We start from the raw sequence: 18,741 nt of genomic DNA, 5'->3' as shown, positions 1-18,741 counted from the left end.
CATATGTTTTCCGCGCTCATGGATATCTACCGACACCCCGCCGATCGGCGCAAATGGCTGACCATCGCCAGCGGGGTGTTCATCACCGCGGCACTGGTCGCTTGGTATGGGTTTGGTCTGGCCGCCCCTTGGGCGCCGCTGATGACCATTGCCGCCGTGCTGGCCGGGTATGATATTGCCCTGCGGGCTTGGGCTTCGTTGAAGCTGCGCCATCTCAGCATCGAATTGCTGGTTATCGTGGCCGCCGTCGGTGCGCTGTTCATCAACAACCACTGGGAATCTGCCGCCGTCACCTTCCTGTTCATGCTGGGGGCATGGCTTGAGACCCGCACCATGAGCCGCACCCGTGGCGCGCTCAAGGCGCTGATTGACGCAGCACCTGTAACGGCAACTGTCCTGCGGAATGGCGAGACCATCGAAGTGGGCGCGCATGAGGTGGCCTTGGGAGAAACCGTTCTGGTGCGCGCCGGAGAGCGCCTGCCGGTCGATGGCGAGGTGACCGATGGCACTGCAGCCGTCAACGAGGCGTCCATCACGGGCGAGCCGATCCCGGCCGAAAAGGCCCCCGGATCAAAGGTATTCGCCGGAACGTTGGCCGAAAACGGTCTGCTGCATCTGCGCGCGACCGGTGTGGGCGCCGACACCACGCTGGCCCGCATCATCACCCGCGTCGAAGAGGCGCAAGAGGCCAAGGCCCCGGCGCAGCGGATGATCGAAAATTTCGGGCGCTGGTACACGCCGGCGGTCTTCGTATTGGCAATCCTCAGCTACATCGTCACGCGCAACGTCGAACTAGCGCTGACGCTGCTGGTGGTCAGTTGCCCCGGCGCGCTGGTGATCTCGACGCCGGTATCGGTGGTCGCGGGAATCGGTCGCGCGGCGCGGTCCGGCATCCTGATCAAGGGCGGCGAGCATCTGGAAAACGCCGGGCGCATCACCGCGCTGGCGCTGGACAAGACCGGCACGCTGACCGAGGGCCAGCCGCGCTTGGCCGAAGTCGTGGCGCTTGCCGGGGCAAGCAAGGCCGATGTCCTGCTTTGGGCGGGCATCGCCGAGACCGGCTCGAACCACCCGCTGGGTCGCCCGATCATCGAGGCGGCGCTTAAGCAGGGGCCTCTGCCGACCGCAGAATCGCTTGAGGAGATCGCCGGCATGGGTCTGATCGCGCGCCATGACGGTCACCAGATAGCGGTGGGCAGCCACCGCCTGTTCGACCACCTCAACATCGCTTTCAACGCGCAGGCAAAGGATGGCATTGCGCGTCTGCACGGGTTGGGCCACACCGTGGTGATCGTCGCGCGTAACGGCGAAGTCGTCGGCCTGCTGGGCCTCGCCGATATGGCGCGCGCCAGTGCCACGCCGATGATCGACCGGTTGCACGCGCTGGGCGTGCACCGCGTGGTCATGCTGACCGGCGACCAGCGCCCGGCGGCCGAGGCGATTGCCAAGGCGGTCGGTGTCGACGAGGTGCACGCCGCGATGATGCCCGATGACAAGCTCAAGCGGATCCGCGCGATGCGTGACGAAGGCCTGCACGTCGCGATGGTCGGCGACGGCATCAACGACGCCCCGGCGCTGGCGGCGGCCGATATCAGCATCGCCATGGGCGCCTCGGGCAGCGACATCGCGATCGAGACGGCCGATATCGCGCTAATGACCGACGATCTGGGCAAGATCGCCGAAGCGATGGAAATCGCGCGCGCCACGCTCAGCAACATGCGCCAGAACCTCGTGATCGCGGTTCTGACCGTCATCGGCCTGCTGTTCGGGGTCTATACCGGCTCGATCCACATGGCGGGCGGTATGCTGGTGCACCAACTGTCGGTGCTGGTCGTGATCCTCAACGCCATGCGCCTGCTGCGCGTGCCGAAAGCCGCGAAGGCCAGAGCCGCTGCGCACGCTGCCGACCGCGTCGCTGCATAGGCGTGAGCGGCTCGCGTAACAGAAAATCCGCGCCCTATCGGCGCGGGTTTGATACGTTCGGCAGGGATCAAGAACCTTGTCGGCGTGCCACGGATGGAGGGGATATAATGAACGTCAAAGACCACGCGGAATCGGACGATGTACTCGAGTTTTGGTTTCCCGAAGGACACTCTTTGCGTGTCGCGCCAGAGAAGCACCTTGCGCATTGGCGTTGGAGGATGCAGGGCGGGGCGAATACTGAGATCATTGCGCGGTTTGCCGACCTTACCGAAAGGGCGGCGCAGGGCGACCTTGATCACTGGGCGATGAACCCGCATGGAAGGCTGGCGCTGATTGTCATTCTTGATCAGTTTTCCCGTTCGGTTTGGCGCGATGATGCCCGCGCCTTTGAGCAGGATCCTCGCGCGCTGGCGCTGGTGACCGAGGGCCTTTCGAACGGTCACTTTGCTGCGCTGGAGACGCCCTGGTTCCAGATTGTTTATGGCCTGCCATTGGGCCATTGCGAAGGCCCCGATCATTTGCAGCGCATCGACCGGCTGATCACCCTGCGCGAAGACATTGCCGCCACCGCCCCGATCCCTCTGCGGGCGATCTATTCCTCTTTGGTGGATCAGGCCCGCGAGGTTCGACAAATCATTTCGACGTTTGGTCGACATCCTCATCGTAATGACATGCTGAACCGCACATCCACTGCTGCCGAGGAGACATATATCGCGAAGGGCCAGTTCCCTCATGAGAAAGCATTCCGCCGCAATTCCGATACAGGATCCTGATCGGGACACGGCTCGCTTGCCCGTTCCGGAAACGCGGACGCACACGGAGCGCAGAAAACATTGGTGTTACACCCGGCGCCTCGATGATGGCCAGCACATTGCGTGAGATGCCGCATTGGGAATTGTTGTGAATGACGATGGTCACGACGCATCCCGTTCGGTCGGAAACCTGTGCCTCCATCGCGGGCATCAACTGTCCAAGCCCAATCGCGTCTGAAGAGCTGCGCGCATTCGGCCGGTAGGCGCTTTCGATCTCGATATTGGCTTGGAAGAGCGGCTGCCATTCGGATACAGAAAGGCCAGCGCGGCGCAATGCGGGGTGCCCGCCATAGCGATGCGCCGTGTTTCCCAGGGTAGCGAGGATTTCGGGGCGGGGGTCCGCGTACTACTTGGAGACATCAAATCGGCGGAACCAGCCCAACCGTCAGAGGAAGTGACACCACCGCTCACCTTGCGCGAGCCATGCCCCGACTGCGGTGCCCAAATGCGCATCATTGAGACCTTCCGGCGCGGGCAGATCTCCCGAACCCGAGCCCCGCCAAGAAAGCAGGCTGCATGATAAACCGCCCATCTTCTGCGCATCCTCAGGTCCGACACCCAACGTGCCGGTCAAAGGCAAGCTTTGGATCAATGCCATCACTGCGTCGTGATGGGAGCCGGGCCACCGCAGAAAGACCGAAAAACGGGCCCGGCCCTACGCCCAAAACCACGATGCTGAGCCTCCAAACTCGGAAAAATCCGCGGAACGCTGACCGATATCACGAACTGGGGTCTGAGCTTTCCCCATAGCGCAGTACCTACATCCCGCGGCTTCCACCTTGTCAGATTTGTCAACGCGGGCCATCCCGGCCAACACAAACCTAACGCACTGGCCCGCATCGAAAAATCTTAGACAAAGTGAGCGTTGGAAGCTACTGCGCCAAAGTCCGGTTTGGGGAAGCCGATCAACACACGGTGGCTCTGGAAAGCCACTGTGAATGTAAATTAAATAAGGTTCGTCTTGGGCGCAGTAATAGATATCTGGAATGGCGAAGATGTACCCCGTTGGGATGGCATCACCGTCCGCGTCTAAAATACAAACACCGTCCAGTCGCATGCCCGGACCGGGCTCAATGGATGCGCCCAAGAAGTATCGCGCAAAGGCACAACAGACCGTCAGGGTGGCGTGTATCAGTGAATGAGTGTGGGCAAGTCATTGCGGGCGATGTGAGCCGTGCTGCGCCCCGGACTTCGCTGAGGGTGTCTGCCGCCATCGTTCGCCATGACCGATATCGGATCAAGCGAAACCTGCACTTTGGTTTGGGGCGTGATCGTCGATGTTCACCATTAAATGGATTTCGAACGCCCGTCGCACGTGAGCTTCGGTCGCAGAACGCGCGGCCTCGATGTCCCGTTTCTGGATCGCCTCGACGATCTTCTCGTGCTCGCGAAACAGCGTCTCGGGCCTGCCTTTGGGGATGTATTTCGCTCCGCGCAGCAGCGCCAGAGAGTTGGATAGCGCATCGAAGGTCTGCAACAGGAACCGGTTGTGCGCCGCAATGTGGATCGTACGGTGTAGTCTCCAATTGTTCTCGTTCAATGCACGCGGATCGTCATCCATGGTGCGGCTTTCTTCCAGAAGCGTCTTCATCAACCGGATTTCGGCGTCCGACGCATGTTGCGCGGCCAGTCCGGCGGCAAAGCCTTCCAGTTCGATCCGGACCGTGTAAAGCTCGATCATCTCTTGGGCCTGAAGTTCAGCGATAACGGCGCCGCGTTGGGCTTCAATGATGACGCGGCCTTCAGCCTGAAGCCGCCTGATCGCCTCGCGGACGGGCGTACGGCTGACGCCGAGGCGCTCACAAACAGTGGCTTCGCGAAGTCGTTCGCCGGGGTGAAATTCACCTTCGTTAATCCACTTTTGGATCTCCCGATAGACGAGTTCGCTTCGGGGAAGTTCCGCGTGCTGTCGTTTTTTTTCCTTTGTTTTCATGATGTCGACGTTCCTGTTCCCCGGTTTTCAATCTGCGGTGTGCATCTTCATCCTCATGTTCGCCGAAATTGAAGAATATGGCAATTGGTACGGTTCGGCTGTTATTGGTTGACATTGTATGCATTCAGATACACAAAATGAAAAATGGTTATCGCAATCTTGGGAGGAAGATCATGAAAAACCCGTTTATTAACCGTCGTGGTGTGTTGCAGTTGGGTGCAGGCGGGCTGGCGTTTGGAGCCGGTCTGTCCGCATTGCCGGGTCTGGCACAGGATAAATTTCCGTCGAATCCGATAGATATCGTCGTACCGTTTGGCGTCGGCGGCGGCACCGACATCTGGCTGCGCGCGATGAGCATCGGCCTTTCAAGCAAGAAAGGGCTGGGTGTTCCGGTAAACGTGCGTAACGTGCCGGGTGCGGGATCACTGCGCGGCGCAGGCGAAGGCTTTACTGCCGACCCAGACGGTTACACCCTCACAGGTTTCAACCCGCCATCAACGCCATGGGCCTGGTATCTCAGCCGCCCACCGTTTGACATCACCCAGTTTCGCGGCGTGTCAGTGTATGTGCGCGAACCGGGCATCATCGTCGCCCATCCCGACGCAGGTATCGACACATTCGAGCAGATGATCGAAGCCTATAATTCAGGCGCTAAAAAGATCATCGCCTCACAACAGAAAGGCACGATTTGGCACATCGCGGCGATGTTGATGAAGCAGCGCTCGGACATCAACTGGGAACAGTATGTGTCTTACAAGGGAACCAGCGATATCATTGCTGCAATCCTGCGGCGCGAAGTTGAGGTCGGTATTGTCACCGCATCTTCGGCACAAGACGCGGTCCGCGACGGTAAGTTGAAGCCGTTGGCTATCGTTGGCCTGAATGAACGACTAGCATCATACCCGGACACACCGACCATGAATGAAGCCGGCAAAGACCCGCTTGAAGTCTGTGTCCTGCGCCGGTCCGTTTATGCCCCCCCGGGTATCGACGAAGAGCGTCGCGTGATCCTGGAGAAGGCGACCATCGCGGCGCAAGACGACACGTTCATGCAGGCGCAGTATAGTTCGCTAAGCCTTGAGCCAGCTCGTGGCACCGGGGCCGAGGCGGACCGGGCCATTGCAGACGCGTTGGCCGTAGCCGAAGAAATTGATCTGAAGTCGATCGCGACTTGATCGTGCAGCGGGAGGTATCGCAATGAAAATCGCAGGACACACTTTCAAGATCGAAGAGGTGCTGCTTTGTCTGGCGATGGCGGTTTTCTTTACGGTCATTCTGATCGGATCATGGCAGTTCAGCGCGGAATCCGCGCTGTTCCCCATGATGCTTTCCGTGCCGGCGCTGATCCTCGTCGCGCTTTATGCGTTTCAAGGCGTGCTTCCCGCCGCTGTCCGGCAAGCGATTTCCAGCAGTGATCGCTTCGCCATCGGCAAAAAGCCCGAAGGAGTTGTGTCCGAGGGTGGCGATGAAAATGTGGCGAGAGTTTATTTCGTCTTTGCCTTCACCGCAGCCTTTGCGGTGCTGGCTTGGGCAGTCGGATTCTATCTGGCTGCCCTGTTGTCGATCGCGACTTACCTGACCAAAACTCGGTCGGAGATCAGTCAATTGACCGTCGTGGCGATGATCCTCGCCGTGCTCGCACTGGGTATGATCTATCTGTTCGATACCGCCTTTGGTCACCATTACGGCCGCGGCGCCTGGCTGTCGTTCCTTTGACCCACCCCCACTCTCGGAGTTATTAAGATGTTTGCCGATCTTCTGGACGCACTCTACACCGCATTGACGATGGTAACGACGTTGGAGAGCATTTTCTGGATCGTTCTGGGCACCGTTATTGGCATCGTTGTCGGTGCAATTCCGGGTATAGGCCCCGCACTGGGCACCGCGCTTGCTCTGCCCTTCACCGTCTACATGGAACCTTTGTCGGCGCTGTTGCTGATTATCGCGCTATATGACGGGGCGATGTATGGTGGCTCGATCCCATCAATCCTGCTGAACACGCCGGGCGACGGGTCTGCCGCCGCCAGCACGCTTGAAGGCTATCCGATGGCCAAGAACGGCGATGCGGTGACGGCGCTGACCATCTCCTCGACAGCTTCGGCGATGGGCGGGTTGATTGGCGACGTGATCGCGATTTTCGGTTCGATCTTCATGTTGCCCTTCCTATTGCTGTTCGGCACGCCCGAATATTTCCTATTGGGCGTTTTCGGCATCGTGCTGGTTTCTCTGGTGTCCAAAGGTGCGTTCTATAAGGCTCTGCTATCGGGCCTTCTGGGTCTGGCCGTCACGGTCATCGGCATCGCCCCTGGCGGTGCGGCGGATGTTCGCTATACCTTTAATTCACTGGCGCTATATGATGGAATTTCCTTCTTGCCCGTGCTGCTGGGCCTTTTTGGCGTGGCGACGATGGCAGGGCTTTATGCCGAGAAGACCGGGCAGATTTCAGTGCTCGACACCTTGGGCGGCAGCCGCTGGCAAGGGATCAAAACCACGTTTCGTTACTGGCCGACGATCATCAAAAGCTCGGTTCTGGGGTTCATCATTGGTGCCATTCCGGGCACAGGCGGCACCGTGGCTACGTTCGTATCCTATGGTGAGGCGGTCCGGACAGGCAAGAAGGACAAGATCCCCTTCGGTCAGGGCAACCCTCGCGGTCTGGTTGCCACGGAATCCGCCAACAACGCCAGCATCGACGGCGCGTTGATCCCGACGCTGATGTTCGGCATCCCAGGCAGTGCCACCACCGCCATTGTGTTGGCTGCCATGCTTCTGCACGGGCTGCGTCCGGGCACCGCCATGTTTGAGGGCGAGGGCTATGCGCTGACCATCGCGCTGTTCATCGGCCTGCTTTACTCCGAGATCGTCATCACCATTCTGGGTTTGGCCAGTGTCCGGGTATTGGGCAAGCTAACAACGATCAACAAGCACATCATCATTCCCGGTGTGATCTTGCTGTCGGTCGTGGGCATCTTTTCGATTCACTTCAACTGGCTGGATGTCTGGGTGATGATCGCTGCCGGTCTGGTTGGCTATTTGATGACCAAATTCGGCTTCCCTGTCATTCCCGCCGTGATTGGCGTGGTTCTGGGCGGCATCATCGAAGAGAACCTTCTGCGCACCTTGCAACTGGGTGGTGGCAGCTTGCGGATGCTGGTTGAACGGCCGATCTCCCTGCTGCTCGTGGTGCTGACAATAACAATTATCGTAATGCCCGTGATCGGTGCGCTACGGAAAAAATCCAAAAACTGAAAGGATCGATACGATGCGATTGGGTTTCATGGGCTTTGGCGAAGCGGCGTTCCATATGGCTGCCGGTCTGGTGAAGGAGGGGATGGACGGGATCGTTGTGTATGACCACGCGATGACCCTCGCCGAAGATGCAGCGCCGCGCCAGACATTGATGCGCCGGGTGGCGGACGCCGGAGTCACACTGGTGGATGGCCCCGCAGCGCTGGCAGCGGGTGCCGACTTCATCGTGCTGGCCGTTCCGGCCACCTTTGCAGAAGGGGCTGCCACTGCAATCACCGAACATATGGGGGCAGGTCAGACGCTGGCGGATGTTTGTTCTTCGTCGCCCAACCTGAAGGCACAGATCGCGGAAAGCTGCGCTGCGCGCGGGCTGGGCTATGTGGACAGCCCCATGTTGGGCCCGTTGCCGGTTTACGGCCACAAGGTCCCCATCGCGGCATCCGGCGCGGCCGCGCAAGCCTGGCATGATGCCATGACCCCATTCAATATGGTGATCGAGGTAATTGATGGCCCGGCGGGTATGGCCAGCAGGATCAAGCTGAGCCGATCGCTCTTTACCAAGGGGTTCGAAGCGCTTCTGGTGGAAACCTTCCAGTTTGCCCGTAAGAACGGTGTGGAAGACGTCGTCATGAACAGCATCGGCGAAACAATGGATCGCGTCAGCTTCCGCCAATCAGCCGAACGGTATCTGGCCGGAGATCTTGTTCATGCTGCGCGCCGCGCCCACGAGTTGGAGGATGCCATCACGATCATGCGCGAAACCGGCATCGAGCCGCTGGTCGCGCAAGGTGCCCATAAGCGACTGATGGAATCGGCCAATTCCGGGTCCGCCGAAAAGCTGGGTGGCGAGATGCCCAAATCACTCGAAGACGTCTTCGCCATGTGGCGTGAGACAGGCGCAATTTGAGGAGTAGGACATGAGCGAGATTTCCGAACGTCTGATGCGGCTGCAACCTTCTGCGACGCGGGCTATGTCCGAACGCGCAGGTCACTTGCGCAGTAAGGGTCGCGACATCATTTCTTTGTCGACGGGTGAGCCCGATTTTATTTCACCCGACGCGGCGATGGATGCAGCACGCACGGCGTTGGATGAAGGGCGCACGTTCTACACGCCGACCGCCGGAATCCCCGAGTTGCGCCAAGCGATCAGCGACTATTATGCGGACCAGTTTGATCTGCAATACGAGTCCGCCGAGATCATGGTCGGGGCTGGCGCGAAACCGTTGCTGTTTGAGGCCTTCGCCGCGTTGCTGAACCCCGGAGACGAGGTCGTTCTGACCGCGCCTGCATGGGTCAGCTATGTCGAACAGATCCGTTTCTTTGACGGCACACCGGTGATCGTCGAAACCGATCCGCAAACACTGGATTTTGACCTCGGCCAAATTCGCGCCGCGATCACAGAAAAGACCCGCGCCATCGTCCTGAATTCTCCCAACAACCCTTCGGGTCGGGTCTATGCCGATGAAGACATCGCGGCGCTTTGCCAGTTGGCGATCGAACATGATCTGACGCTGATCAACGACGAGGTCTATGAGCGTATTCTGTTTGATGGCGTTCGTTACCGAAACCCGGTGACGATCTGCCCTGAAGCGCGCGATTATGTGTTGAACATCAATGCGGTCAGCAAGACCTATGCCATGACCGGCTGGCGTATCGGCTTTGCTGCGGGACCGCAGCAGCTGATCAAGCGCATGACCATGCTGCAAGGGCATGTGACTTCCGGCGCAAGTTCGGTGGCGCAATGGGCGGCTCTGGGCGCAATGCGCGATGGGCAAGCAGCCGTTGAAAAGATGGCTGCCGAATATCAGGCACGCAAGGATTTGATCACCAGCCTGATGGCGCCGATGCCGCATATCCGCTACATCCCGCCACAAGGGGCATTCTATATCTTCGCCGATATTCGCGGCACGATAGGAAAACGCATCGGCGACATGACCATCACAGATGACATGAGCTTTTGCGACGCACTCTTGGAGCATGCTGATCTGGCACTTGTACCCGGTACCGCCTTTCTGCAACCGGGCTTTGTGCGGCTGTCGTTTGCGACCTCTCGCGATATCATCCGCACCGCCATGGCGCGGCTTGACGATTTTCTTTCCAAACTTCAGGGCTGAAGCCCACTCGACCGACGGAGACCCCACATGACTGACACCATCAGATTGCAGCCGGCTGACGCTGCGCCGATCCGCGCCGTGGGCGATGGCCGGAAACACAGCTTTTTCGGCTACTACAACAAATCGAACTTCAGCGCCGATGATCGCCGGCTGCTAGGCAATCGGGTGGATATGTTCACCGGCGACCTGACCGGCACCGAAACGGCCGAGGTGGGATATTTTGATCTGGCCGATGGCGACCGGTTTCACAAGCTGGGTGAAACGACGACCTGGAACTGGCAAATGGGGTGCCAGGCGCAATGGCGCGGAGGGCGCAATCAGGTGATCTTCAACACCCGTGCCAGCGGTGAAAGCGGCGGCGAAAACGTCTTTCCCGATTTCCGCTCGACGCTGATCGATGTCGAGACGGGTAAGGCGCGCGAACTGCCGCTGCCGATCTATGTGATGGCGCCGAACGGCGATTTTGCCCTGACGGTAAATTATTCGCGATTCATGGTCACGCACCGCACCATCGGATATCCGGCCACCGGGCAGGAACCCGCGCTGGAGCTGGCGCCAAAAGATGACGGCATCTTCCGCATGGAGATCGATAGCGGCGACGCCCGCCTGATCGTCAGCCTAGACGATCTGCGGAATTTCGACCCCTTGCCCTCAATGGACAAGGCCATTCACTGGGTCACCCATCTCGAGGTCAACCCCTCGGGTAGCCGGTTCTTGTTCATTCACCGTTGGACCGAACGGGTGGAGGACGAGACGTGTTTTCTGCACCGTCTATTTACCATGAACGGCGACGGGTCCGGCCTGCGGCTGCTGGAATGCACCGATCATCCGTTGCCGCAACTGGCGGACGATTTCGACATTAATGCCGTCGGCACCTTCGATTATGAAAAGTCGGAATACCAGATTTCCCATCCAATGTGGAAATCTGACACCGAGGTGATCGTCTGGGGTCCGCATGAGGGCGAGATCCACTATCACCTCTACGACGACACCACCGGCACGGCGCAGGTCGTCGGGCGCGGTGTGCTGGACGAAAACGGGCACATGACTTATTCGACCGACGGTCGCTGGATCCTCAGCGACACTTATCCCGACGCCGACACCGATGAACGTATTCTATTCCTTTTCGACACCGAAACAGGGACGCGCCACGATCTGGGAAGCTTCTATACGCCTCCCGACCTCGGCAAGCACAACCGTTGCGATCTGCATCCGCGCTGGAACCGAGCCAACACGGCCGTCTGCATGGACTCGGTTCACGAGGGCAGGCGTCAGATGTATCTTGTCGATGTGACGGCCCTTACCGGACCCGTCTGAGGATCGGATCAATTCGGTTCCGTCTTTCCGTATTGCTGCGGAAAAGGACGGGACCGCGCGATCGCAAAGACTTCGGGAGCAGCCTTGCGCTGGAAGATAGTCTCGCGGCAGGCCCGAACTCCAACCCCTCGCCTCGTATGTTGACGAAGGTGGGTTCCTCGATCGGAAGCCTCTCAAGGGGCGACAAATCGGCAATCTGCTGTCCACTGCCATATCCACCGTCGATGATAGGATGCTCAAGTTTGTGAAGAGCAGCGATTGCGGCAATGTCTGTAGGTGAGCCGTTTTCCGGAGATACACTTCTTTGAGGTTAGCCACCTGTTCCAACCCTGCGAGTGATTTGAGTTTCGCCGAAGAGGGGCGGATCGGGCAGCTCATTCGGCGCGCCATGGATGCCGAAGGTTCCGCCGACGGCTTCGACGGCCTATCGCGTTCTTTCGTGGAACTCGGCCACGCTCATCGCGGCAAGCGAGAAGCCCTGCCGAACGCCGCCATCCGCTTCGGCTACGAGACGATGATCGACAAGATCGAGGCGCAGGTTGACGTAGCTGCCACGTCATGCACAAGCCCCGCAGCCAGGCCGCCAGGGCGCATATAAAGCGTGGCATACTTAGAACGGCTGACCCAAGGCATACGCACCAGCCGGAATTGCGCGAGGAATTGTGTCCAGAGATGAAGCGCGGCGCAGGTCTCGGACCAATCGCATGGTCTAGAGATAGCCAATCGCCCAATGCTACTTCCCGCTCATCCGATCGGCTTCATCTTCTGACGTTTCAGCGCAAGCTGTACACCGGCATCCGCTTCCATATTCGACATGTGCTGTTTCAGCGCGGGGTAATCGTCATAGGACAGCGGGGTCTGGTCGATCCAGCGGCAAAGGACATAGAGAAAGGTATCGGCAAAGCTGCGTTTGCCCAGATACCACTCACCGCCATTCTCGTTCAAAATATCATTCATGCGCTTGTAATGACCGTCGAGCTTTTCATAGGTCTTGCGCTTGACCTCTTCGATGGCACTGTCGCTTTCGGCAAAGTTCTGCGGGCCGAAATGGCCGCCATAGACCGCGTGCACTTCGGAGGTCATGTAGGAGAGCGCCTCGGCTTCCTTGCGGCCCAGCACCGTATCGCGGCCAAAGGTGTCGCTGCCATGTTCGGCGCCCAGCCAGGCGAGGATCGCCGCCGCTTCGGTCAGCACGTCGCCATCGTCGAACCGCAATGCAGGCACCTTGCCCTTGTCGTTGATCGCCAGGTAGGCGTCTTTCTTATGATCGCCGTAAGCCATCGTATTCACTTCGACAGGTGCGTCGAGCCAAGCCAAAGCGATATTGGGCGACAGCGAACAGGTTCCGGGCATTGTATAGAGGGTTGGCATAGTGAATTTCCTTTCAGTGATATTAGAGTTGTTCTGGGTCGATCAGGTTGTGGTGTTGCCGGTTGGCCATTGATGGCCACGCAGGTCTCAAGACCTTCTTGACGGTGGTCACAGGGCCTTCTGTCAATCTGTCGGCGCTGCTGAGAAGGCCACAAAGCCGGTAAGAAACTTCTCGAGCCGTTCGCGCGTCTGTTCGTCGGTCATACGGCCTTCTTCGTCGAAAACATTGCCGGCCCGGGCCACCATCAATCGCCCTGACCACCAGGGTCGTGTCCCGAGTGTTCGCAGGACAGAGAGCCAACTATCCTGCGCCAATATCGTTCCAAACCCACCAGGAGACGCGCCCAGCACCGCGACCGGTTTGGTGCCGTAAACCCGCGAGATGTCGCCCGCCGGGCGGCTGGTCCAGTCGATCGCGTTCTTGAAGACGCCTGGAATCGAATTGTTGTATTCCGGCGAAAACAGCAGCAGCCCGTCGGCGCCCTCGATCTGGGCTTTCAGCTTCTCGACCGCTGGGGGCAAGCCTTGGGCCTGTTCCTCGTCGCCATTGTAAAGCGGAATGTCTGCGATGCTGCCTTCGATCAGGGTGCTGCCCTCGGGCATCAGGCCCTGCGCCGTGCGCAGCAGCGCCGTGTTGAAGGAGGCGCGTCGCAAGCTGCCGGAAATTCCTAGGATACGGGTCATTTTGGTTCCACTTTACTTGTCAGGCCGCCAACGGACCGAATTGCGATTGTCGCATGTCCTGCCGGGGGCACGACACGCCGTCAAAGAAGAGATGCCGGGTCACGGCATCTCTTCGCGGTTAGGTAAGGCGACCAATCAGGCCTTCAACACTTGCGGGACGAAGACGTCGATGACCGGCAGCCGACGCAGGGCGAAAGCGCCGCCGCCCTGAATGGCCACCGCCACGGCCAAAGCGACCAGCAGCGCGGGGAATTCCCAGCCGCCACCCTCACCGCTGAACAGCCAGCCATTACCAATATGCGCCCAGAGCGAGCCGATCAGAACCGGCAGCGACAGAAGGGCCGCAAGACGGGTGTAGAGGCCCGCGAGGATCGCCACGCCGCCCACGACCTCGGCAAAGACGGTCAGATATGCCGCGATCGCCGGCAACCCGAGGCCGGCGAAAAAGGCGACGGTGCCGGGAAGGGTGAAAACGAACAGCTTGAGCAGGCCGTGCGCCAGAAGGACAGCGCCGAGCGACAGCCGGGTAAGGGTTGCGCCGATGTTGGTGTTGGATTCGAAGGTCATTGTCTATCTCCAGTGAAGGGGTCTGTTGTTTCTCTGCCCCCTATATTGATCATTGCGCCGGAGTTGATAATATAGATATATGGCATCTCACTCATTCCATTAAGTTGATAGTTGCATGGATCAGATAACGCGTATCGGCATCTTCGTTGCGGTGGTGAAGGAACAGAGCTTTGCCGGGGCGGCGCGGCGGCTCGGGATGACCAGTTCCGCAGTCTCCAAGCAGATCCAGAACCTCGAGCAGGATCTGAAGGTCAAGCTGCTCAACCGCACCACCCGCCATGTCGCCGTGACCGAAGAGGGTGCGATCTATTTTGAAAGGGCAACACGGGCGCTAATCGATCTGCAGGAGGCCGAGGAGGAAATCCACGCGTTGAAATCGCATCCCCGTGGGCCGCTACGGGTCAGCCTGCCGCAAAGTCTGGGCGTGAAATACCTGACCGGCTGCGCCGCGCGGTTCGCGCAGAGCTATCCGCATGTGGCTCTGGATATTAGCCTGAGCGACCGGTTCATCGACCCTGTGAACGATGGCTATGACGTGGTGGTACGGATCGGATCGCTCGCGGATTCCTCGCTGATGACGCGGCGGCTGGCATCATGCCCCTTCATGCTGTGTGCCAGCGCCGATTACATCGAACGGCATGGCCTGCCCGAGGCACCCGAGGATCTGGCCGCGCATGACGTGCTGGCCTACTCGGGCAATAGCGCGGCGCATGAATGGCGCTACAAGGATGCGGCGGGGCATGTGGGGCGAGTGTTGCTCAACGGGTCGCTGCGGTCCGATTCCGGTGACATGCTGTGCCGCGCGGCGGTCGAGGGCATCGGCATCGCCATCCTGCCAGTCTTCTATGTCGCCGAACATCTTCGGGCAGGCCGCCTGCAACAGCTTCTGCCCGATCATCTGACCTGGCCGGAACGGGATATTCATGTGCTGTTCCGCCCGAACCGCTATCAGCCCGCCCGCCTGCGGCTGTTTGTCGATCATCTGGTAAAGACCGCCAGTGATTTCCCGTGGGAGCGGGGGTAAGCGGCCCTGTGCGCGCTCCGGCTCAAACCTCGATCTTCTCGATGTTTTTCAGGACGGCATGCACGGCGAAGCCTGTCTTGGTCAGCCCGTAGGTCACCTTGGGCGGGATCGTGTTTTCCTGCTCGCGCCAGACCAGACCATCCGCCTCCAGCTCACGCAGGCGCTGGGTCAGGACCTTGGGCGAAATCCCCGTGATCGTGCGCCGCAACACACCAAAGCCCGGGCCAAGGCACCGAAGTTCAATTTGCCGCCCAGGCGCGAGGGCTGATACCGGTCTGACATCATCGCAGCCTCGGCCCTTTCATACAGCGCAGGCCCTCACTGTCACAGGCAGTGGGAGCTTTTTTCTACGCTCATCGCGGTAAACTCTGTTTGGCTGTGGTCATTTATGGAAATGTCGGTAGATCATCTGCTGGCCGAAGCCATTGATCGAAGCTGGTCTTGGGCGTCTCCGACTACGACCCCTCGGGGCGTAAATAGCTAATTCCTGCTCGCCGCCAACGCCCAAAACCTCAGGAAGTTGGCGAAGGTTCTTCCTGCGCCGTCTCAAATCCGCGAGGCCTGGACGAAGAGGCGTTCGCGCGGTGGTCCAAGCCAAGCTTTCTACGGGAGCAAATGATTGTTTGTCACAGAATCGACAGATAGTGTGAAACCGCTGCGGGTGCGAGCCACGCGCGGTGCAATCTTGGAAGCGGAGGCTCGTCCTATGTCAGAACCGGTTTCTCCTGATTATTTTCTACATATAGCTTTGGTGAGGTTTCCGAGGTAAATCCACCTCTTGAAGATACTGTGGATTCTGACCATGCAGATTGATCTGGACGCTCTTTTCGCGAGGTCGCCTTCGCCCTACGTTCTACTTGACCCCGATCTGCGGATCATCTGGGCCAATGACGTCTACCTCGAGGTGACAGGACGCAGGCGGGACGCGGTCATCGGGCGCCTCATGTCCGAAGCCTTCCCGACACCCGCAGACTCAGTTTCCGATCAGGTGCTGAGCGGGTCTTTCCGGCGTGTGCTGGAAACCGGGCAGGCCGATCATCTGCCATTGATTCTCTATCCCATCAGGTCGGCGGATGGCACTCTTGTCCAGCGATACTGGAGCGCAACGCATACCCCGATCCTGGACAAAGACGGTCGGGTGGAATTCATCTTGCAGAACACGGTGGATGTCACCGATCTGCATCGCGGCGAGCAGACGACCGGGCCCGAAGGCCTTGCCCGAGGTGCCGCGCTGATGCACCGGACGGAAGCTGTCGCGAACGAGAACCTTGCCCTCAGCACAATGACAGAGTTCTTTCAGTCCGCCTTCGATCAGGCCCCGAGCTTCATGGCGGTTCTGAATGGACCGAAGCATGTGTTCCGGATCGTAAATACGGCCTATACAGAGCTGATCGGGGGGCGGGATATCATCGGTCTGCCGGTGCGTGCGGCACTGCCGGAAGTCGAGGGCCAGGGTTTTTTCGAGCTGCTCGACCAAGTGTATCGAACAGGTGAGCCGGTCTCATTCAGGGCGATGCCAGTGCAGCTTCAGGCTTTGCTCGACGACCGGCCGGAACAGCGTTTCGTCGATTTCATCTTTCATCCCCTGAAAGACGTCACTGGTGCGCCAGTGGGGATCTTCGTCCAGGGGCACGATGTAACGGGTCAGAAGGTTGCCGAGGCTGAGCTTACGGCAAGGCGGGAAAAGTTCCGGATCATGGCGCAAACGATGCCGAACCACGTCTGGACCGCCGAGAAGGACGGTGGGCTGAACTGGCTGAATGATCGGCTCTATGAATTCACGGGTCTTGGCGAAGGTGAGCTTTACGGCTCGGACTGGGTCCGGGTGCTGCACCCCGACGACCTTGAAGCAGCAGCGGAAATATGGACCGCAGCAATTCGGGAAGGTGTTGCTTATGAAAACGAATTCCGTATCCGCAAGGCCGATGGCAGTTATCGCTGGCATATCGTGCGGGCATCGCCGTTGCACGCTGATGACGGCACGCTGATTGGCTGGGTCGGCACCAACACCGATATCGAAGAGCGCAAGAACATCGAAGCTGAAATCGCCAAGCTCAATGCGGCTCTGGAAGAGCGGGTGGCGCGGCGCAACCGCGAGCTGGAGGAATTGAACGCGGCTCTGCGCCAGAGCCAGAAGCTTGAGGCGATCGGCAGCCTTGCTGGCGGAATTGCGCATGATTTTAATAACCTGCTTCAGATCATGCTGGGCAACATACAGTCTGCAACGCGGGATTTACCGCCAGGGCATCCTGCGAAGGTGCGACTGGATCAAGCCATGAGAAGCGTCGAGCGCGGTGCCACGCTGGCCTCTCAACTGTTGTCATTTGCGCGCAAGCAGCCCCTTTCCCCGGTGGCCACCGACCTGAGCAGGCTGGTCAATGAAACCACCGATATCCTGCGCAGCGCCATTGGCGACGGTGTGGAACTCGAAACGCGTTTTGACGACGGGCTCTGGAATACCAGTGTTGATCGCAACAGCATGGAAAATGCCCTGCTGAACCTCGCGATCAACGCCCGCGACGCGATGGATGGGCAGGGACAGCTGACGATCCGTCTGGACAACGCAAGTCTGGATGAAGCATTCGTGCAAACCCAACCGGGCACGGAACCCGGACAGTATGTCTGTCTGACGGTAACGGATACCGGCTGTGGCATGGATCCAGAGACCGCCGAGCAAATATTCGAACCGTTCTTCACCACAAAGGCCGATGGTCGCGGCACGGGTCTTGGACTGTCAATGGTCTACGGGTTTGCCAAACAGTCGGGCGGCCACATCACGATCAACAGCAAGGTCGGGGTCGGCACCGCAATCAACATCTATCTGCCCCGCTCTCTTGAAGCAGAGCAGGTGCCACCGCGCACCGGGGAAGGTGAACGTTTGGGCGGGTCGGAAACGATCCTGCTGGTCGAAGACGACGACGAGGTGCGCGATGTCGCTTTCAACATGCTGAGCGATCTTGGGTATTCGGTCCTTCAGGCATCCGGCGTCGAACAGGCGCTGGACCTGCTGGCGGGCGACCAGCACATGGATCTTCTGCTCACCGATGTGGTGATGCCGGGGAAGGCGACTGGTCAGGATCTGGCGGCACGGATGCGCCTGATCCGGCCCGATGTGCCGGTGCTGTTCACCTCGGGCTTCGTGCAAGATTCCATCGTGCATGATGGCCGCCTGGATGAAGGCGTCCAGTTGATCGAAAAGCCCTATACGCAGTTGCAGTTGGCGCAGAAAATCCGCGAGGTTCTTGGTTGCCATGGCGCGTCGGTGGCCCCGGCTTCCCCGGAAGCGCCGGCAATTCCCGATGCACCCGATACCAAGGATCCGCCAGAGCCGCGGGAAAAGCGTATTCTGATCTGCGAAGATGATGCCCTGATCCGGATGGATATTGCAGAGGGCTTGCGCGATGCCGGATACGAGGTTCTGGAATCAGCAACCGCAAGCGAGGCTCTCGGTTTGCTGAAAACCGAGCCTCTGGATGTATTGATCACAGATGTCGGATTGCCTGATCAATCGGGTGAAGACCTGGCACGGAACGCGCGGGACATCTGTGCGGGCCTGCCGGTGATCTTTGCAACAGGCGGCGTGGACGTCCCTTCGGCTGCAATCTTGGGAAACTGCAAGATTGTAAGCAAACCGTTCGGGACCACCGCTCTGGAGAATGCCATTGATGCGCTGTTGAATTCCGGGTGAGCCGAATGTCAGGGGCCTTGTTCGCAACATCGATTAAAGCAGACTTCGAGCGATCCGAA

Annotated in this window: 17 protein-coding genes and 3 pseudogenes; 13 read left to right on the top strand and 7 right to left on the bottom strand. The window is 59.3% G+C overall.

Annotated features, from left to right (window positions below):
• Nucleotides 1-3 precede the first annotated feature (3 nt).
• Nucleotides 4-1,923 (top strand): heavy metal translocating P-type ATPase, encoded by a 1,920-nt coding sequence (locus MN186_RS11240; RefSeq protein ID WP_242114464.1) that lies wholly within the window; start codon nt 4-6, stop codon nt 1,921-1,923.
• 107 nt (nt 1,924-2,030) lie between these two features.
• Nucleotides 2,031-2,696 carry a DUF924 family protein gene (locus MN186_RS11235; RefSeq protein WP_242114463.1) on the top strand — a complete coding sequence of 222 codons (666 nt, stop codon included), beginning with the start codon at nt 2,031-2,033 and terminating at the stop codon, nt 2,694-2,696.
• Between the two features lie 181 nt (nt 2,697-2,877).
• Here MN186_RS11235 and MN186_RS11230 read toward each other — a convergent pair.
• A pseudogene (locus MN186_RS11230) lies at nt 2,878-3,072 on the bottom strand (lytic transglycosylase domain-containing protein); the annotation flags it as partial.
• On the opposite strand from MN186_RS11230, the pseudogene MN186_RS16650 reads away from it, so the two are divergent.
• Nucleotides 3,067-3,255: pseudogene (locus MN186_RS16650) on the top strand (IS91 family transposase); the annotation flags it as partial. The pseudogenes MN186_RS11230 and MN186_RS16650 sit on opposite strands and share 6 nt — an antisense overlap.
• Before the next feature lie 717 nt (nt 3,256-3,972).
• Here the strand turns inward: MN186_RS16650 and MN186_RS11220 are convergent.
• Nucleotides 3,973-4,668 (bottom strand): GntR family transcriptional regulator, encoded by a 696-nt coding sequence (locus tag MN186_RS11220; RefSeq protein ID WP_242114462.1) that lies wholly within the window; start codon nt 4,666-4,668, stop codon nt 3,973-3,975.
• 173 nt (nt 4,669-4,841) lie between these two features.
• Here MN186_RS11220 and MN186_RS11215 point away from each other — a divergent pair, with 173 nt between their 5' ends.
• The 7 genes from MN186_RS11215 (at nt 4,842) to MN186_RS16700 (ending at nt 11,946) form a co-directional block, all read left to right on the top strand.
• Complete coding sequence (locus MN186_RS11215; protein ID WP_242114461.1) at nt 4,842-5,843, top strand: Bug family tripartite tricarboxylate transporter substrate binding protein; 1,002 nt, start codon at nt 4,842-4,844, stop codon at nt 5,841-5,843.
• A 22-nt stretch (nt 5,844-5,865) separates the two neighbouring features.
• Nucleotides 5,866-6,384, top strand: a complete 519-nt coding sequence (locus MN186_RS11210) for a hypothetical protein (protein ID WP_242114460.1) — start codon at nt 5,866-5,868, stop codon at nt 6,382-6,384.
• A 27-nt stretch (nt 6,385-6,411) separates the two neighbouring features.
• Nucleotides 6,412-7,917: a tripartite tricarboxylate transporter permease gene (locus MN186_RS11205; protein WP_242114459.1), complete on the top strand. Its 1,506-nt coding sequence runs from the start codon at nt 6,412-6,414 to the stop codon at nt 7,915-7,917.
• 13 nt (nt 7,918-7,930) lie between these two features.
• Nucleotides 7,931-8,824, top strand: a complete 894-nt coding sequence (locus tag MN186_RS11200; protein ID WP_242114458.1) for an NAD(P)-dependent oxidoreductase — start codon at nt 7,931-7,933, stop codon at nt 8,822-8,824.
• Nucleotides 8,825-8,834: 10 nt separating this feature from the next.
• Entirely contained in the window at nt 8,835-10,031 is a 1,197-nt protein-coding gene (locus tag MN186_RS11195; protein ID WP_242114457.1) for a pyridoxal phosphate-dependent aminotransferase, read from the top strand.
• Between the two features lie 27 nt (nt 10,032-10,058).
• A complete protein-coding gene (locus MN186_RS11190; protein WP_242114456.1) occupies nt 10,059-11,348 on the top strand; it encodes a hypothetical protein in 1,290 nt (429 codons plus the stop codon).
• A gap of 340 nt (nt 11,349-11,688) precedes the next feature.
• Nucleotides 11,689-11,946 (top strand): hypothetical protein, encoded by a 258-nt coding sequence (locus MN186_RS16700; protein WP_242114455.1) that lies wholly within the window; start codon nt 11,689-11,691, stop codon nt 11,944-11,946.
• On the opposite strand, the gene MN186_RS16640 is transcribed toward MN186_RS16700, so the two are convergent.
• The 4 genes from MN186_RS16640 to MN186_RS11170 all read right to left on the bottom strand — a co-directional run bounded on the left by MN186_RS16640 (nt 11,853) and on the right by MN186_RS11170 (nt 13,970).
• Nucleotides 11,853-12,071 (bottom strand): DUF5996 family protein, encoded by a 219-nt coding sequence (locus MN186_RS16640; protein WP_353890317.1) that lies wholly within the window; start codon nt 12,069-12,071, stop codon nt 11,853-11,855. The two genes, MN186_RS16700 and MN186_RS16640, sit on opposite strands and share 94 nt — an antisense overlap.
• Nucleotides 12,072-12,092: 21 nt before the next feature.
• Nucleotides 12,093-12,719, bottom strand: coding sequence for a glutathione S-transferase family protein (locus MN186_RS11180; protein ID WP_242114454.1), 627 nt, complete (start codon nt 12,717-12,719; stop codon nt 12,093-12,095).
• A gap of 123 nt (nt 12,720-12,842) precedes the next feature.
• On the bottom strand, nt 12,843-13,403 hold the full coding sequence (locus tag MN186_RS11175; RefSeq protein WP_242114453.1) for an NADPH-dependent FMN reductase: 561 nt from the start codon (nt 13,401-13,403) through the stop codon (nt 12,843-12,845).
• A 135-nt stretch (nt 13,404-13,538) separates the two neighbouring features.
• A complete protein-coding gene (locus MN186_RS11170; protein ID WP_242114452.1) occupies nt 13,539-13,970 on the bottom strand; it encodes a DoxX family protein in 432 nt (143 codons plus the stop codon).
• Nucleotides 13,971-14,085: 115 nt separating this feature from the next.
• On the opposite strand from MN186_RS11170, the gene MN186_RS11165 reads away from it, so the two are divergent.
• Nucleotides 14,086-14,994 carry a LysR family transcriptional regulator gene (locus tag MN186_RS11165; protein WP_242114451.1) on the top strand — a complete coding sequence of 303 codons (909 nt, stop codon included), beginning with the start codon at nt 14,086-14,088 and terminating at the stop codon, nt 14,992-14,994.
• A 22-nt stretch (nt 14,995-15,016) separates the two neighbouring features.
• Here MN186_RS11165 and MN186_RS11160 read toward each other — a convergent pair whose 3' ends face one another.
• The gene (locus tag MN186_RS11160) at nt 15,017-15,202 is read right to left on the bottom strand and encodes a winged helix-turn-helix transcriptional regulator (protein WP_242114450.1); all 186 of its coding nucleotides are present in this window, start codon (nt 15,200-15,202) and stop codon (nt 15,017-15,019) included.
• Between the two features lie 229 nt (nt 15,203-15,431).
• On the opposite strand from MN186_RS11160, the pseudogene MN186_RS11155 reads away from it, so the two are divergent.
• Nucleotides 15,432-15,613, top strand: a pseudogene (locus MN186_RS11155) (hypothetical protein); the annotation flags it as partial.
• A gap of 159 nt (nt 15,614-15,772) precedes the next feature.
• Nucleotides 15,773-18,682: a PAS domain-containing protein gene (locus MN186_RS11150; protein WP_242114449.1), complete on the top strand. Its 2,910-nt coding sequence runs from the start codon at nt 15,773-15,775 to the stop codon at nt 18,680-18,682.
• Nucleotides 18,683-18,741 lie beyond the last annotated feature (59 nt).

This window comes from Aliiroseovarius sediminis, assembly GCF_022678485.1.
In the GTDB taxonomy this organism is placed as follows: Bacteria; Pseudomonadota; Alphaproteobacteria; order Rhodobacterales; family Rhodobacteraceae; genus Aliiroseovarius; species Aliiroseovarius sediminis.
Note: the sequence above shows the minus strand (reverse complement) of the source record. Positions and strands in the feature narration are given on the sequence as shown.

Excerpts from the sequence above, each read along its gene's own strand:
- MN186_RS11195 (WP_242114457.1), top strand. The coding sequence starts at position 8,835 with ATGAGCGAGATTTCCGAACGTCTGATGCGGCTGCAACCTTCTGCGACG.
- MN186_RS11170 (WP_242114452.1), bottom strand. The coding sequence starts at position 13,970 with ATGACCTTCGAATCCAACACCAACATCGGCGCAACCCTTACCCGGCTG.
- MN186_RS11210 (WP_242114460.1), top strand. The coding sequence starts at position 5,866 with ATGAAAATCGCAGGACACACTTTCAAGATCGAAGAGGTGCTGCTTTGT.
- MN186_RS11235 (WP_242114463.1), top strand. The coding sequence starts at position 2,031 with ATGAACGTCAAAGACCACGCGGAATCGGACGATGTACTCGAGTTTTGG.
- MN186_RS11165 (WP_242114451.1), top strand. The coding sequence starts at position 14,086 with ATGGATCAGATAACGCGTATCGGCATCTTCGTTGCGGTGGTGAAGGAA.
- MN186_RS11220 (WP_242114462.1), bottom strand. The coding sequence starts at position 4,668 with ATGAAAACAAAGGAAAAAAAACGACAGCACGCGGAACTTCCCCGAAGC.
- MN186_RS11200 (WP_242114458.1), top strand. The coding sequence starts at position 7,931 with ATGCGATTGGGTTTCATGGGCTTTGGCGAAGCGGCGTTCCATATGGCT.
- MN186_RS11205 (WP_242114459.1), top strand. The coding sequence starts at position 6,412 with ATGTTTGCCGATCTTCTGGACGCACTCTACACCGCATTGACGATGGTA.
- MN186_RS11240 (WP_242114464.1), top strand. The coding sequence starts at position 4 with ATGTTTTCCGCGCTCATGGATATCTACCGACACCCCGCCGATCGGCGC.
- MN186_RS11180 (WP_242114454.1), bottom strand. The coding sequence starts at position 12,719 with ATGCCAACCCTCTATACAATGCCCGGAACCTGTTCGCTGTCGCCCAAT.
- MN186_RS11215 (WP_242114461.1), top strand. The coding sequence starts at position 4,842 with ATGAAAAACCCGTTTATTAACCGTCGTGGTGTGTTGCAGTTGGGTGCA.
- MN186_RS11190 (WP_242114456.1), top strand. The coding sequence starts at position 10,059 with ATGACTGACACCATCAGATTGCAGCCGGCTGACGCTGCGCCGATCCGC.
- MN186_RS11175 (WP_242114453.1), bottom strand. The coding sequence starts at position 13,403 with ATGACCCGTATCCTAGGAATTTCCGGCAGCTTGCGACGCGCCTCCTTC.